The organism is Streptomyces sp. NPDC002896 (assembly GCF_040295225.1).
Lineage (GTDB): Bacteria > Actinomycetota > Actinomycetes > Streptomycetales > Streptomycetaceae > Streptomyces.
This window is the reverse complement of record NZ_JBEOVA010000009.1, coordinates 16,299-31,098: the sequence shown is the minus strand read 5'-3', so window position 1 is coordinate 31,098 and position 14,800 is coordinate 16,299. Positions and strand designations below refer to the sequence as shown.

At 70.6% G+C, this 14,800-nt stretch carries 11 protein-coding genes and 1 pseudogene; 7 read left to right on the top strand and 5 right to left on the bottom strand.

What is annotated here, in order from left to right; translation table 11 throughout:
- Positions 1 to 14 precede the first annotated feature (14 nt).
- Positions 15 to 2,204: a bifunctional polysaccharide deacetylase/glycosyltransferase family 2 protein gene (locus ABT009_RS18020; RefSeq protein WP_351295149.1), complete on the bottom strand. Its 2,190-nt coding sequence runs from the start codon at positions 2,202 to 2,204 to the stop codon at positions 15 to 17.
- Positions 2,201 to 3,031: a hypothetical protein gene (locus ABT009_RS18015; RefSeq protein ID WP_351295146.1), complete on the bottom strand. Its 831-nt coding sequence runs from the start codon at positions 3,029 to 3,031 to the stop codon at positions 2,201 to 2,203. Before ABT009_RS18015 ends, ABT009_RS18020 begins: the two co-directional genes overlap by 4 nt.
- A gap of 125 nt (positions 3,032 to 3,156) precedes the next feature.
- Between ABT009_RS18015 and ABT009_RS18010 the strand changes: the two genes are divergently transcribed.
- The 3 genes and pseudogenes from ABT009_RS18010 to ABT009_RS18000 all read left to right on the top strand — a co-directional run.
- Positions 3,157 to 4,368: a pyridoxal phosphate-dependent aminotransferase gene (locus tag ABT009_RS18010; RefSeq protein ID WP_351295143.1), complete on the top strand. Its 1,212-nt coding sequence runs from the start codon at positions 3,157 to 3,159 to the stop codon at positions 4,366 to 4,368.
- 158 nt (positions 4,369 to 4,526) lie between these two features.
- Positions 4,527 to 4,979 carry an SCO4983 family protein gene (locus ABT009_RS18005; protein WP_351295141.1) on the top strand — a complete coding sequence of 151 codons (453 nt, stop codon included), beginning with the start codon at positions 4,527 to 4,529 and terminating at the stop codon, positions 4,977 to 4,979.
- Between the two features lie 146 nt (positions 4,980 to 5,125).
- Positions 5,126 to 5,308 (top strand): annotated as a pseudogene (locus ABT009_RS18000) (hypothetical protein); the annotation flags it as partial.
- 73 nt (positions 5,309 to 5,381) lie between these two features.
- On the opposite strand, the gene ABT009_RS17995 reads toward ABT009_RS18000, so the two are convergent.
- On the bottom strand, positions 5,382 to 7,112 hold the full coding sequence (locus ABT009_RS17995) for a WD40 repeat domain-containing protein (RefSeq protein WP_351295139.1): 1,731 nt from the start codon (positions 7,110 to 7,112) through the stop codon (positions 5,382 to 5,384).
- Positions 7,113 to 7,391: 279 nt separating this feature from the next.
- On the bottom strand, positions 7,392 to 9,224 hold the full coding sequence (locus ABT009_RS17990) for a phosphoenolpyruvate carboxykinase (GTP) (RefSeq protein ID WP_351295136.1): 1,833 nt from the start codon (positions 9,222 to 9,224) through the stop codon (positions 7,392 to 7,394).
- A gap of 238 nt (positions 9,225 to 9,462) precedes the next feature.
- On the opposite strand from ABT009_RS17990, the gene trhA reads away from it, so the two are divergent.
- The 3 genes from trhA (at position 9,463) to ABT009_RS17975 (ending at position 11,741) form a co-directional block, all read left to right on the top strand.
- Positions 9,463 to 10,206: a PAQR family membrane homeostasis protein TrhA gene (gene trhA, locus ABT009_RS17985; RefSeq protein ID WP_351295133.1), complete on the top strand. Its 744-nt coding sequence runs from the start codon at positions 9,463 to 9,465 to the stop codon at positions 10,204 to 10,206.
- Between the two features lie 90 nt (positions 10,207 to 10,296).
- Entirely contained in the window at positions 10,297 to 10,917 is a 621-nt protein-coding gene (locus ABT009_RS17980) for a TetR/AcrR family transcriptional regulator (RefSeq protein ID WP_502989902.1), read from the top strand.
- A gap of 101 nt (positions 10,918 to 11,018) precedes the next feature.
- Positions 11,019 to 11,741, top strand: a complete 723-nt coding sequence (locus ABT009_RS17975) for a Mut7-C RNAse domain-containing protein (RefSeq protein WP_351295127.1) — start codon at positions 11,019 to 11,021, stop codon at positions 11,739 to 11,741.
- A 75-nt stretch (positions 11,742 to 11,816) separates the two neighbouring features.
- Here the strand turns inward: ABT009_RS17975 and ABT009_RS17970 are convergent, their stop codons facing one another.
- A complete protein-coding gene (locus ABT009_RS17970) occupies positions 11,817 to 13,850 on the bottom strand; it encodes a thioredoxin domain-containing protein (RefSeq protein WP_351295124.1) in 2,034 nt (677 codons plus the stop codon).
- A gap of 54 nt (positions 13,851 to 13,904) precedes the next feature.
- On the opposite strand from ABT009_RS17970, the gene ABT009_RS17965 reads away from it, so the two are divergent.
- Positions 13,905 to 14,714, top strand: a complete 810-nt coding sequence (locus ABT009_RS17965) for a class I SAM-dependent methyltransferase (RefSeq protein ID WP_351295121.1) — start codon at positions 13,905 to 13,907, stop codon at positions 14,712 to 14,714.
- The last annotated feature ends 86 nt before the right edge of the window (positions 14,715 to 14,800 follow it).

Sequence of the window (14,800 nt, the reverse complement as noted above, 5' to 3'; positions counted from 1 at the left end):
GGCCCGCCCCCGCGTCACACGCGCTGCAGCTGATCCGCCGCCGATCCCGTGCGCTGCATCCGGTGCCACCGCAGCCTGTTCCCCAGCAGGGCCGTGACGACCGACTGGACGACGACCAGGTACATCAACTGCCGGTACACGAAGATCTGCAGCGGCAGCGTCCACAGCGGCTCGAACCTCTCGCGGTCCAACCGCAGGGCATAGAGGGCCGCGACGACCTGCACCGCCGTGAAGCCCACCCAGATCGACAGTGCCTGTGCGGCCCCCTGGAACAGCAGTCCGTACACCGCGAAGACGTCGACCAGTGGCGCGAACAGCGGAAGCAGGGTCTGGAAGACGGCGAGATAGCTGAGGCCGCGGCGGCCGAACCTGCCGCCCGCACCCCGCTCGACCAGCGCCCGCCGGTGCTTCCACATCGCCTGCAGGGTTCCGTAGCACCACCGGTAGCGCTGCTTCCACAGCTGTCCGATGGTCGACGGCGCCTCGGTCCAGGCGATGGCCGACTCCTCGTACACGATCCGCCAGCCCGCGCGGCACAGCGCCATCGTCAGATCGGTGTCCTCGGCGAGCGTGTCGTCGCTGACCCCGCCGACGCCCTCCAGCGCCTGGCGGCGGAAGGCGCCGATCGCGCCCGGCACGGTCGGCATGCATTCCAGTACGTCGAACATGCGGCGGTCGAGGTTGAAGCCGATGACGTACTCGAGGTGCTGCCAGCGTCCGAGGATGCCCTGGCGGTTGCCGACCTTCGTGTTGCCGCTGACCGCGCCCACGCGCGGGTCGGCGAACGGCTGGATGAGGCGGCGGATCGCGTCGCGGTCGAAGACCGTGTCGCCGTCGATCATCACGACGAGATCGAACTGCGCCCAGGACAGGCCGGTGTTGAGCGCTGCGGCCTTGCCCGCGTTGGCCTGGCGCACCACCATCACACGCGGGTCCTGCGTCCGCATCCACTCGGCGATCTCGAAGGTGCGGTCGCTCGACCCGTCGTCGACCACGATGACCTGCACGTACTCGTGGGTCGACGCGAGCAGCGAGCGGATCGTCGCCTCGATTCCCGCTTCCTCGTTGTACGCGGGGACGATCACGGACACGGGTTCGGTGACCGGAGGCGGGCGGTGACCGCGGCGGCGCTGGCGGCGGGTCCGGCGTACGTGCACCCGGGCGACGGTGAACAGCAGCACGAGGCGAGCCACGGTGATCACTCCGGCGGCCGCCATCAGCCAGGTCATGGCGTCGGAGAAGCCCCGGGACAGGGTCTGCGCCCAGACGACGGCGGTGCCCTTCACCTCCGCGCCCGCCGACACCGGGTAGGTGACCTCGCGGATCCCGAGCCCGGCACCGACCGTCGTGAACCGCAGGCCGCGCGGCGCGGACGCGAAGAGCTTCTCGGTGGCCTCGACGGCCCCCTGCGACCCCGCGAACTGGGGGATCGCGCCCTGCTTCAGGCTCCGGTCGGACGCGTCCGCGGCGACCAGGACGTAGCCGTCGTCGACCGCGCGCTGCCCTGCCGCCCACTCGTCGGCGCACAGCGACGCCGCACTCGTGGTGTGCGGCAGCCGCACCAGATGGGTGCCGATGCCCGCGGCGCCCGCGAGCGTGTTCTGGGAGAGGGCCAGTTCGAGGCGCGCGCGGGCGGGTGCGACCTGCGCGAGGTCGGCGTCGCTGTAGGTGTGCGAGCCGATCTGGTGGCCCTCGTCGCGGATCCTGCGCACCAGGTCCGGATGGGCTGCGACCTGGGTGCCGGAGAGGAAGAAGGTGGCCTTGGCCCGATGCTTCTTCAGTACGTCGAGCAGGCGCGGCGTCCAGGCGGGATCGGGGCCGCCGTCGTAGGTGAGGGCGACGGTGCGGGCGGGAAGCTCCCCGCTGCGCAGCTTTCCGTCGGACCGGCTGATGACGGGGCCGCCCTTTCGTATCGCGGCGGGGGCGGCCGTGGTGCAGTGGCCTGCCGGTGCCGCGGTGTCGGCTATCTCGTGCCGTCCGTAGCCGCTGAACAGCAGCGCGGTGGCGGCGACCGCGAGGGTGAGCAGGAGCAGCAGCCAGTGGGCGCGCGGGTCGCGCCGCAGGGCGCGTCCGGTGGTTCTGGCCGGTGGTGCGCTCCGCGGCGGCCGCGTGGAATGCGTGGTGCCGGCGGAGGGGGCGGAACGGGCAGCACCGGTGGGGACGGTGGTGCGGCTCGTTCCGGTCAGGCGTCGTGATCGACTCACTTGGGTCCCTTGGTCGCCCCCTGGCCTTGGCCGGGGTTGTTGCCGGAGTTCCCCCTGCCCGGCGTGGTGGTGGAGGCCGCCGTGGTCGTGGGCGCCTCGGTGGTGGGTTCCTTCGTCTCGTGCCCGGTCCCGGAAGCGCTCGCCGACGCGCTCGGGCTCGCGGACTCCGGGGCCCTGGCGGGCGGGGCGGCGGTGGGCTCGGCGCCGCTCGAGCCGGTCCGGCTCGGGGTCGGCTTCGCATCCTCGCCCTGGTGGTTCTGCTTGCTGTCCTCGCGGTCCCAGGGCGCCGAGCCCCCGGAGGGCCCCGCGCCGAAGAACCCGGCTATCACCACGCCGATGAACACGACGAAGACGGCCGCGACCGCGATGGCCGCACGGCTGATCAGCCGGCTGCGGCGGCCCGACCCGTCGACGAAGACGGAGCGGTCGTCGTCGGCAGCTCCTTCGTCGCCGTCGGAGCCGTATGCACCGCCACCGCTCTCGCCGTGGCCGTACGGGTCGCCGCGCTCAACGCCGTAGGCACCACCTGCGTCGTCCCCGTACGCGCTCGTCCCGTCCCCGTACGCACCATGGCGGTCGTCGTACGCACCATGGCCGTCGTACGCGCCATGGCCGCCCGCCGGCGCTTCCTGCCAGCCGTGTGCGGCCGCCGGGTCCGCGTACCCGTCGTAGGCCTGGGTCGTGTTCCCGTACGGGTGGTACACGTTCGGCAGACTCTGGGTGTCGCCTTCGTTCGGATACGGGCCATTGGAGCCGTGTGCGCCATACGCCCCGTCCGCGCTGTTCGCGCCGTGCGTACCGGTGCCGTGGTGAGGGTGCCAGGACATGAGCGGGGATTGTAGAGACTCCAGGGAAAGCTGGTGTAGCCGAGGGACATACCGCCCCCGCGCCCGCGTCTCACGTGGCGGATAACACGGAGCGAATCCGGCTACACGGCCGTAAGCTCGCGGACATGCAGGTGATCCAGTCGACCAAGCTCGCCAACGTCTGTTACGAGATCCGGGGCCCGGTTCTCGAGGAGGCGATGCGGCTCGAGGCGGCAGGACACCGCATCCTCAAGCTGAACACCGGCAATCCGGCCGCGTTCGGCTTCGAGTGCCCGCCCGAGATCCTCGAGGACATGCTCCGCAACCTCTCCGGCGCCCATGGCTACGGAGACGCGAAAGGCCTGCTCGCGGCGCGACGTGCGGTGATGATGCACTACCAGACGCTGGGCGTGGAGACGGACGTCGAGCACGTCTTCATCGGCAACGGCGTCTCCGAGCTCATTGTGATGGCCATGCAGGGCCTGCTCGACGACGGCGACGAGGTGCTGGTCCCGGCGCCGGACTACCCGCTGTGGACGGCCGCGGTCTCGCTGTCCGGCGGCACGGCGGTGCACTACCGCTGCGACGAGCAGTCCGACTGGATGCCGGACCTCGCCGACATCGAGCGCAAGGTGACCGACCGCACCAAGGCGCTCGTCATCATCAACCCGAACAACCCGACGGGCGCCGTATACAGCGACGAGGTGCTGCGCGGCCTGACGGACATCGCCCGCCGCCACAATCTCCTCGTCTGCTCGGACGAGATCTACGACAAGATCCTCTACGACGGCGCTACGCACCGCCCGACCGCGTCCGTCGCCCCGGACCTGCTGACCCTGACCTTCAACGGCATGTCGAAGGCGTACCGCGTCGCGGGCTACCGCGTCGGCTGGATGGCGATCTCCGGACCCAGGGCGCACGCCGACTCGTACATCGAAGGCCTGACGATCCTGGCCAACATGCGGCTGTGCGCCAACATGCCGGGGCAGCACGGTGTGGTGGCGGCGCTCAGCGGGCGGCAGACGATCAACGACCTCGTCCTGCCTGGCGGCCGGCTGAAGGAGCAGCGCGACACGGCGTACGAGCTGCTGACGCAGATCCCGGGCGTGACGTGTGTGAAGCCGAAGGGGGCGCTGTATCTCTTCCCGCGCCTCGACCCCAAGGTCTTCAAGATCAAGGACGACCGGCAGATGGTGCTCGACCTGCTCCGCTCCGAGAAGATCATGGTCGTGCAGGGCACGGGCTTCAACTGGCCGGAGCCGGACCACTTCCGCGTGGTCACGCTGCCGTCGGTGACGGACCTCAAGGACGCGGTGACCCGCATCGGGAAGTTCCTGGACGGCTACAGCCAGCCCTGACGGCTACAGCCGGCTCTGACGCCGTGCGACGCCCCCGGCACCACCGCCTTGTCCGGTTCACCCTGTGTAAAGACTGTGCTCCATTCCGCGACCCGACTCAACTTTAGACTGATTCCAAGCTAGGATGGTTTCCTGTCAGAGCACAGGAGGCCATCCCCATGTACGAACCGATCCGCACCAAGTCGGTCCACACGATGGCCGACGCCCCCGAGGACTTCCCGCACCGCTCTCGCGAGGAGGAGCTGGACATCCAGCTCGCCGGGCATCTCGCGGCGCTGCTCGCCGTCACCGACGACCTGCGCGCGCTCTCCCCCGGCACGGATCTGGCGGACCTGGACGCCGCCGCCGAACAGCTTGCGCGGGAGGTGGCCCGGTTGCGCGACGGTGAGCCGCCGGTGCGGGCGGGTGCCGCCCCTGGGGACGGCTCCCCTGCGGCGGACACCGGGACGGACCCTCGTGTGGCCGCCCTGCACCAGCGTGCGCATGCCCTTGCGGGGCGGGCTCTGGTGGTGGCTGCGTCGCGCGCTGACACCGCTGCCGCGATTCTTGCGGCGCGGCGTATGGATGCGCATGCGGCGGCCCAGGAGGGCCGCCAGCTCGCGGCCTGCTGACCCGTCCCGGGTCCCCATGTCGGCCCCGGTCCGCGTGCACCCACTGCGTGGCGCGGACCGGGCGCCACCAGACTGCGTCCACTTGAGCCCTGCTCCTCCGGAAACCGCTGCCTTTGAGAACGCCTGACGGACCGACTTGTTCCGTCGTACGGACCCGGTGGTGGACCCGGCTGACACCCGGTCAGGAGCCGCCGGAGCGCCATCTCGAGCGGCAGCTGTCGCTGCTGCACGCGGAGGCGGACCGGCTGGCGGCGGGCCTCAGGGAGATCGAGGCCCGCCGCCAGGAGTCCCACACCCGGTACCTGGAGGACCGGGGTGGATCGCTCTGACCAGGCGTTACGGACTCCGGCCCGGGTTACGGACTCTGACTGGGCGTTACGGACTCTGTCCCGGGTTACGGCGTCAGCGCCGCACGAGGACCGTCGCCGACGCCGTCGAGGCCTCGTGGAGGTCGTCGCCCGCATAGCTGACCGTGTAGGTCGCGTCGCGGTTGGTGCGCGGCAGGTCGTTGACGGTGAACGTGCCGTCGGCGGCCACCGTCACCGACGTCAGCGGCCCGGTGCCGATGCGGTCGGTGCGCTGCACCGTGAGCACGGGCCGCTCGGCGGGCGTCTTGCCCTGCACGGTCAGCTTGCCGGTGATCTCCACGCCCGTGTCCATGTCCGCCTCCGCGGGAGCGGTGAGCGCGATCGAGGTGGGCGCCTTGGCGACGGACACCGTGGTGGTCACGTCCTCGGCTGGGCGGTGGGTCAGGTCGCCGAGGAAGGACACGGTGTACGTGGCGTCGCCGACGAGGTCCGGCTCGTCGAGGACGGTGAAGGTGCCGTCCTCCTTGACGGTGGCGGTGCCCAGTTCGTGGGTGCCGCTCGCGTCCGTGCGCGTCGCCGTGACCTTCAGCGGCTCGGCGGGCGCGGGTCCGCCGAACTCCAGCGTGCCGCGCACGGCCAGCGGCTCACCCGCGACGGCCTGGGCGGGGCTATGGCTGAGCCCGCCGGTGAAGCGGGTGTCGTACTGGACGGCCGGGGGCTGGATGACGTGCAGCCAGTACTGGCTGCCGGTCGCGTTGGTGGTGACCGCGAACAGCCGGGAGCCGTCCGCGGACCACTCCAGACCGCGCGGCGCGACCCGGTCGCCGTCGAGACTGCCCTCGAAGGCGAACTCCAGCGGAGCCGTCGAGTCCTCCGGGTCGGCCGGCTGGAGCAGCAGGTCCGGCGTGGAGCCGGTCGCCGCCGCGCCGCGCGCCAGGTACTTGCCGTCGCCGCTGAAGGCCACCGCCGACGACGTCGCCCCGGACGGGAGCACTGGGTAGCCAGTCGCCGCGTCCGAGAGGTCGTCGGTGTTGAGCAGCCGGGTGCCGTAGGAGGCATCGGCGACGGCGACCTTGCTGCCGTCCTTGGAGAACGCCACGTCCTTCAGATTCAGGGCGCCCTTGCCGTCGCTGTCGGCGAAGCGGCGCGCGGCACCCCGGACCAGGTTCCCGCCGCTGGTGTCGTACACCGTGAGGAAGGGGTCGGCGGCCTGCCCGTTGAGCGGCTGCCCCATGACCATACGGTCCCCGGGGCCCGCCTCCAGCTGGAGCTTGCCGTAGTCGCTCCAGCCCGTGCGCGGTGTGCCGGTATCGGTGTAGGAGTCCAGGTAGGTCAACACCGAGTCGCACTGCGCGGTGTAGTACGAGTACGTCGTCGTGAAGTACGGCTTGCCGCCGGAGAAGGCGAGGCTGCGGCCGCAGGTGTCGAGGGACGTGTACACGCCGCCGGTCTGCTGGTAGGTGGTGGTGTCGTACTTCAGGATCCGCTCGCGTTCGCCGGCGTACAGCGTGGAGCTGTCGGCGCTGAGCGCCAGGCCGGAGACGTAGTACTGCGTGCTGATCGTGGTGATCTGCTCGCCCTGGAAGTTGTAGACGGCGATGATGCCCCTGTTGTAGACGCTGCCGGTGTTGCTGTCCGCGACGAAGACGCGTTCGTGCACGGAGTCGACCGCCAGCGCCGAGTACGACGAGATCGGCAGCTTGGCCACGGCGTCGGACACCGCCGCGTGCGCCGCGGGTGCCGTGGCGACGGTCAGCCCGGTCCCGGCGAGTGCGGCGGCGAGCAGCGTGGCCGCGAGACGTCTGGGACGGTGTGCAGTATTCAACTGTGCCCCCCACAGGCTGTGTTGAGCGCCCACTGAGATCAGTGAGGCGCCTGTAATGAACATGAAACAGCCGTGAAGATCCAGTGAGCAAGGGGGACGTGCGCGAACAAAGACAACGGCCCCGCACGCCGTTGTGCGGGGCCCCTGCCTGCATTGGGGTGCCCGCTCCCGGCGTTCGTGCGCTCGAGAAGGGAACCCCGTCGCGGCCGGCCGTGGCGACATCGCGGGTCAGGGCAAGTCGGACCGGCCGCGGAGTTCACACCGTGGTGAGGGGGGACGTCAGCCCAAACGCTGCACCAGCGCCCGGTACTCGTCCCACAGCTCCTTGGGCGTGTGGTCGCCGAAGGTGTTCAGGTGCTCGGGGACCAGCGCGGCCTCCTCGCGCCAGACCTCCTTGTCGACCGTGAGGAGGAAGTCCAGGTCCCCGTCGGCCAGTTGCAGGCCCTTGGTGTCCAGAGCCTCCTTCGTCGGCAGGATGCCGATCGGGGTCTCGACGCCCTCGGCCTTGCCCTCGAGGCGCTCGACGATCCACTTCAGGACGCGGCTGTTCTCGCCGAAGCCGGGCCAGACGAACTTGCCCTCGTCATTCTTGCGGAACCAGTTGACGTAGTAGATCTTCGGGAGCTTCGCCTGGTCCTTGTCCTTGGCGACGTCGACCCAGTGACCCATGTAGTCACCCATGTTGTAGCCGCAGAACGGCAGCATCGCGAACGGGTCGCGGCGCAGCTCGCCGACCTTGCCCTCGGCGGCGGCGGTCTTCTCGGAGGCGACGTTGGCGCCGAGGAAGACGCCGTGGTTCCAGTCGAAGGACTCCGTCACCAGCGGTACGGCGGAGGCCCGGCGGCCGCCGAAGAGGATCGCCGAGATCGGCACGCCCTTCGGGTCCTCCCACTCGGGCGCGATGATCGGGCACTGCGAGGCGGGGACGGTGAAGCGGGCGTTCGGGTGGGCGGCCGGGGTCTCGGACTCCGGAGTCCAGTCGTTGCCCTTCCAGTCGGTGAGGTGCGCCGGGGTCTCCTCGGTCATCCCCTCCCACCAGATGTCGTCGTCGTCCGTCAGCGCGACGTTGGTGAAGACGGAGTTGCCCCAGAGCGTCTTCATCGCGTTGGCGTTGGTGTGCTCACCGGTGCCGGGCGCGACACCGAAGAAGCCCGCCTCGGGGTTGATCGCGTACAGCTGGCCGTCCTTGCCGAACCGCATCCAGGCGATGTCGTCGCCGATGGTCTCCACGGTCCAGCCGGAGATCGTCGGCTCCAGCATGGCGAGGTTGGTCTTGCCGCACGCGGACGGGAAGGCCGCCGCGACGTACTTGGACTCGCCCTGCGGCGGGGTGAGCTTGAGGATCAGCATGTGCTCGGCGAGCCAGCCCTCGTCACGCGCCATGACGGACGCGATACGCAGCGCGTAGCACTTCTTGCCGAGCAGCGCGTTGCCGCCGTAGCCCGAGCCGTACGACCAGATCTCGCGGGTCTCCGGGAAGTGCGAGATGTACTTGGTGGAGTTGCAGGGCCACGGAACGTCCTCCTGGCCCGGCTCCAGCGGCGCGCCCAGCGTGTGGACGGCCTTCACGAAGAAGCCCTCGGAGCCGAGCTCGTCGAGGACCGGCTGGCCCATGCGCGTCATCGTGCGCATGGACACGGCGACGTACGCGGAGTCGGTGATCTCCACGCCGATCGCGGAGAGCGACGAGCCGAGCGGGCCCATGCAGAACGGCACCACGTACATGGTCCGGCCGCGCATCGAGCCGCGGAAGATGCCGCCCCGGCCGTCCTGGCCGGCGAATATCTCCCGCATCTCGGCCGGAGCTTTCCAGTGGTTCGTCGGGCCCGCGTCCTCCTCCTTCTCGGAGCAGATGAAGGTGCGGTCCTCGACCCGGGCGACATCGGTCGGGTCGGAAGCCGCGTAGTAGGAGTTGGGGCGCTTGATCGGGTCGAGCTTCTTGAAGGTGCCCTTGGCGACGAGCTCCTCACACAGTCGCTCGTACTCGGCCTCGGATCCGTCACACCAGACCACGCTGTCCGGCTGAGTCAGTTCGGCGATCTCGTTGACCCACGAGACCAGTTCCTGATTGCGGGTGGGGACGGTGCTGGGAGCCGCGATGTCGCGCGCCACGGTTGCTCCTAGAAAGAGGGGATTTTGACTTGGTGCCCCGTGGGGGCTGCGACCCGGATGCTGTGCGCTTCAATCTTTCGCGCTCATCCGGTGCCGACCGCACTCATCTGATCATCCGCCGTATTCGCGCATCTGTCCAGACGGCCTCACACCTGAGCGGAGTGAGCATCACCACTCTGTGCGCTTTTGTTCACCGGGAGGCATAGGTGACTTACGGCTCCGTAGGTACGATGCGGCAATGACTGTGCCTGCCGCCGACGCCAACGGGAGTTCAGCGGCCCCCGAAGGGGGGCCGGCATCGATCCCGCACCAGTCCTCCCAGACGCCGCTCCAGGCGGCCCTGGCCCCGATGAAGCCGCACCTCCGCGGCTGGCTGCACGCCGGAATGTTCCCTGCCGTGCTCATCGCGGGCCTGGTGCTCACCGCCCTCGCGGACTCCACCCGCGGCCGGATCGCCTGCGGCATCTACGTCCTCACGGCGTGCCTGCTGTTCGGTGTGAGTGCCCTGTACCACCGCGGCAACTGGGGCCCCCGCGCGGACGGCATCCTGCGCAGACTGGATCACGCGAACATCTTCCTGATCATCGCGGGCACGTACACGCCGCTGACCATGCTGCTGCTACCGGGCGCCAAGGGGCAGTGGCTCCTCTGGGGCATCTGGGCGGCGGCAGCGGCCGGCATCGTCTTCCGCGTCTTCTGGGTCGGTGCCCCGCGCTGGCTCTACACCCCGTGCTATCTGGCGATGGGCTGGGCCGCCGTCTTCTTCCTCCCCGACTTCATGCGCACGGGCGGCATCGCCGTCCTCGTCTGCGTGATCGTGGGCGGTCTGCTCTACAGCGCGGGCGGCGTGATCTACGGCATCCAGCGCCCCAACCCGTCACCACGGTGGTTCGGCTTCCACGAGGTCTTCCACTCCTTCACCCTTGCGGCGTTCGTCGTGCACTACGTCGGCATCTCCCTGGTGGCGTACCAGCACGCCTGACCGCGCCCCGTACGCCTGTACGGAGCGTGAAGCAAGCTGTACCCGAGAGTGACATGGACCACTGACAGTGAGTGGCCGACAATGAGCGGTATGACGGCCGCACGCACCACGTCCCCTGCCGACCGCCCGCAACTGGGTCTCCGTGAACGGAAGAAGATCAAGACCAGGGCGGCGATCCGCGAGGCGACGTACCGGCTGATCGACGAGCAGGGGTACGACGCCACGACGATCGAGCAGATAGCCGAGGCCGCCGAGGTGTCGCCGTCCACCGTCTTCCGGTACTTCCCGACCAAGGAGGACATCGTCCTCACGGACGAGTACGACCCGGTCCTCGAAGAGGAGATGAGGTCCCGGCCCGAGGACGAGCCACTGCTCGACTCCCTGCGGTACGTGCTGCGGAGGGTCGTGGGCTTCGGGTTCGAGGAGGAGCCCGCCGTGTCCCGGCTGCGGACGCGGCTGATGGTCGACGTGCCCGCCGTGCGGTCCCGGACGACGGAGAGCATGGCGGTCACCGGCCGCCTGCTGCGCCGGGCCATCGCCCGCCGCACCGGCCGCGACACCGGCGACCTCGAGGTACGCGTCCTCGCCACGGCGATCGTCGGCGCACTGCTGGAAACCAGCCTGTACTGGGCCGAGCACGACCACCAGGACGATCTGTCCGACCTCCTGGACCGCGCGCTGAGCACGTTCGAGGGCAGTCTGGTCCGCTGATCCGGTTGAGGCCCGCCGCCCGTGCGGCGGCGGTCACCGGCCCGTGCGCGCGCCGGGAAATGAGGGGGCAGCGGGCCCGGACCGCATGACATTCTGAGCGGGTGAACGGACCCGAGATCCAGGTGGACTTCGCCCCCGAGCTGGGCACCTTCGTGCCGGCCGGGCGACGCGGCCGTCCCACGCGGCTCGTCACCGACGGCGCCTCGACACTCGGGCATGTCATCGAGTCGGCCGGTGTGCCGCTGACCGAGGTGGGCGGGCTCGTCGTGGACGGCCGCGAGGTCACCGTCGCGCACATCCCCACGGCCGGGGAGTCCGTCGAGGTGCGGGCCGTCGAGCGCCCGCAGGAGGTGCCGGGCGCGCCGCTGCGCTTTCTGCTCGACGTCCATCTGGGCACACTGGCCCGGCGGCTGCGACTGCTCGGCGTCGACGCGGCGTACGACTCCGCCGACCCCGGAGACGCCGCGCTCGCCACCCAGTCCTCGGCCGAGCGGCGCGTCCTGCTCAGCCGCGACCGCGGGCTGCTGCGCCGCCGCGAGCTGTGGGCCGGCGCGTACGTCTACAGCGACCGCCCCGACGACCAGCTCCGCGACGTGCTTGGCCGCTTCGCACCCGAGCTGCACCCGTGGACCCGGTGCACGGCATGCAACGGCACCCTGCGCGACGCCCGCAAAGAGGAGGTCGCCGACCTCCTCCAAGGCGGCACACAGCGGTCGTACGACGTGTTCGCACAGTGCCTGGAATGTGACCGCGTGTACTGGCGGGGCGCCCACCACGACCGCTTGGAGCGGATCGTGGGGACGGCCCTGGCCGAGTTCGGCTGACGCGGTTTGCGGTCCGTGGGCAGCCCGCGGGCCCGCGGTTTGTGGGCAGGCGTTCCGCAGGGCGATGGGGGTCCCCTACGGGCGGGCGCCCACAGCCACCCGCAACCCCTCCACATCCGCCGTCGGCGCATCACACGTGAAGTTCCGGCACACGTAGGCGGCCGCGCGCCCATCAACGAGGGGCCGATCGGCAAGCAGTGGCAGCTCATCGCTGCCGGGCTCACCGACGGCGACCACCGCCCCCGGCGCCGTACCAAGCAGCGCCGCGCGGTGCAGCTCGCGCGTCGCCGGGTCGTCCGCCGACCCGACGACGGCGACCTCACGGGGCCCGTCGAGCACCGCCTCCGCCACCGCCAGCCCATGCCCGATGAAGCGCGGCACCCGCGGACCCAGCACCTTCACCACACCCAACGCCCCCTCGGCAGCGACCCGATGCGGCTCCGACCCGGTCTGCGCCGCATACGACAACAGCGCTCCCGCCGCAGCCGTCCACCCGGACGGCGCCGCGTTGTCCGTGGGGTCCTGCGGACGCCGGATGAGCTGCTCGGCATCGGCCGCGGTGTCGTACAGCTCGCCGTTCTCACCGGTGAACTGCACCAGCACGTGGTCCAGCAGGAACCCCGCGAACTCCAGCCACACGCCCTCGCCGGTCACGGACGCCAGCGCCAGGAAGCCCTCCGCGACGTCGGCGTAGTCCTCCAGCACACCCGCGTTGGATCCCGCCCGGCCGTCCTTCGACGTGCGGGCGAGCCGTGCGTGGTCGTCCATGTGGAGGCGTACGAGCAGGTCGGCCGCCCCGATCGCGGCCTCGACGAGATCGGGCCGGTCGAAGAACGCGCCGGTCTCCGCGAGCGCGGCGATCGCGAGCCCGTTCCAGGCGGCCACCACCTTGTCGTCGCGGCCGGGCACCGGGCGCTGCTCCCGCGCGGCGAACAGCCGCGCACGCACGGAAGCGAGCCGTGCCGCGTCCACCAGGCCCTCGGCCTGCGGAAGCTGCAGCACCGATGCGCCCTCCTCGAAGGTGCCCTCCTCGGTCACCCCGAAGTACGCGGCCGCAAGCTCGGCGTCCTCGTCACCGAGCACCTCGCGCAGCTGCGCGGGCGTCCACACGTAGTACGCGCCCTCGACATGCCGCCCCGTACCGTCGTCACTGTCGGCGTCCAGCGCGGACGCGAACCCGCCCTCGTTCGTACGGAGTTCGCGGACCATGAAGTCGGCGGTCTCCAGCGCCACGCGCCGCGCGAGGTCCGACCCGGTGGCCCGCCACAGATGCGCGTACACACGGCACAGCAGCGCATTGTCGTAGAGCATCTTCTCGAAGTGCGGCACCACCCACTCGCGGTCGACCGAGTAGCGCGCGAAGCCGCCGCCCAGCTGGTCGTAGATCCCGCCGCGCGCCATCCGCTCACAGGTGTCGGCGGCCATCTGCAGCGCGCCCTCCGCGCCCGTGCGGGCGTGGTGCCGCAGCAGGAACTCGATCACCATCGACGGCGGGAACTTGGGCGCGCCGCCGAACCCGCCGTGCATCGGGTCGTACTCGCGCGTGAGCCCGAGCAGCGCCTGCGCGAGCTCCTCCTCGCCGGGCACCCCGCTGCCGCCGTACGACAGCTCCCGCCCGGCGAGATCCCGCACGATCTTCCCCGCGACCTCGGCGACCTCGTCGCGCCGGTCGACCCAGGCCTGCTGCACGCCCTGCAGCACCTGCCGGAACGACGGCATGCCATGCCGGGGCGCGGGCGGGAAGTACGTACCGAAGTAGAACGGCTCGGCATCCGGCGTGAGGAACACCGTCATGGGCCAGCCGCCCTGCCCGGTCGCCGCCTGCACGGCCTCCATGTACACGGCGTCGACGTCGGGCCGCTCCTCACGGTCGACCTTGACGCTGACGAAGTGCTCGTTCATGAGCGCGGCCGTGTCGCTGTCCTCGAAGGACTCGTGCGCCATGACATGGCACCAGTGGCAACTCGAATACCCGACGCTGAGCAGCACCGGCACGCCCCGCTTGCGCGCCTCCTCGAACGCCTCGGCCGACCAGGGCCACCAGTCGACCGGGTTGTCGGCGTGCTGGAGCAGGTACGGGGACGTCTCGTGGACCAGGCGGTTCGACATACACCCATCCTGCCCGAAGGCCTCGACCTACCATGTGTGGCAGGAGGGGGCAAAGTGACGGCATTTGACAAGAGTGAACGCCTGATCTGGGCCGACCGGGCGCAGGCGTACGCGAACAGCTTCGCCAGGCTCTGCGCCCATCCGGTGCCGGTGCTGCTGGATGCGGCGGCGGTCGGTGACGGCGCGCGGGTCCTGGACGTGGGGACGGGTCCGGGTGCCGCCGCGGCGGCGGCCTGTGCCCGGGGTGCCAAGGTGACGGCGGTAGACGCCGAGCCGAGCATGGTCCGGCTCGCCGCGCGGTCCGCGCCGGACGCCGACGTACGGCTTGCGGCACTTCCCGATCTGCCCTTCGCCGACGGCGAGTTCGACGCGGTCGTGAGCAACTTCGTCCTCAACCACGTCGGACGTCCTCGTGCCGCCGCGGCCGAGCTCCGGCGCGTCACCCGTGCGGGCGGCCGTGTCGCCCTGACGATCTGGGCGGCGCCGCCTGCCGCGGGCCAGACCCTGATCGGACGCGCCATGGAGGCCGCAGGGGTGACCCGGCCCGCTCACCTTCCCGCGCTCGACCCCGAAGAGGACTTGCCCCGCACCACGGACGGGCTCGCCGAGCTGCTCCGGGCCGCCGACCTGCGGGAGGTGCGCTGCGAGCTGCTCACCTGGGATCACCAGGCCACCGCTGAAGATTGGTGGGCCGGCCCGGCGTCCGGTGTGGCGTGCGTCGGGCACCTCCTCACCTCGCAGTCTCCGGAGGTCATCGCCGAGGCCAGGCGGCATTACGACCTGCTCAGCGGCGAGTTCGCAGGCCCTGACGGCACGTTGAGCCTGCCCCATGCGGCACTGCTGGCTCACGGGCGGGTGGAGTAGCCGGGATCACCGTCGTAACTCCCCTGCGGCTGCTGGTCCTTCACGTGATCCCCTCCCATTCCCGCCCCGTACGCAGGACACTTGTC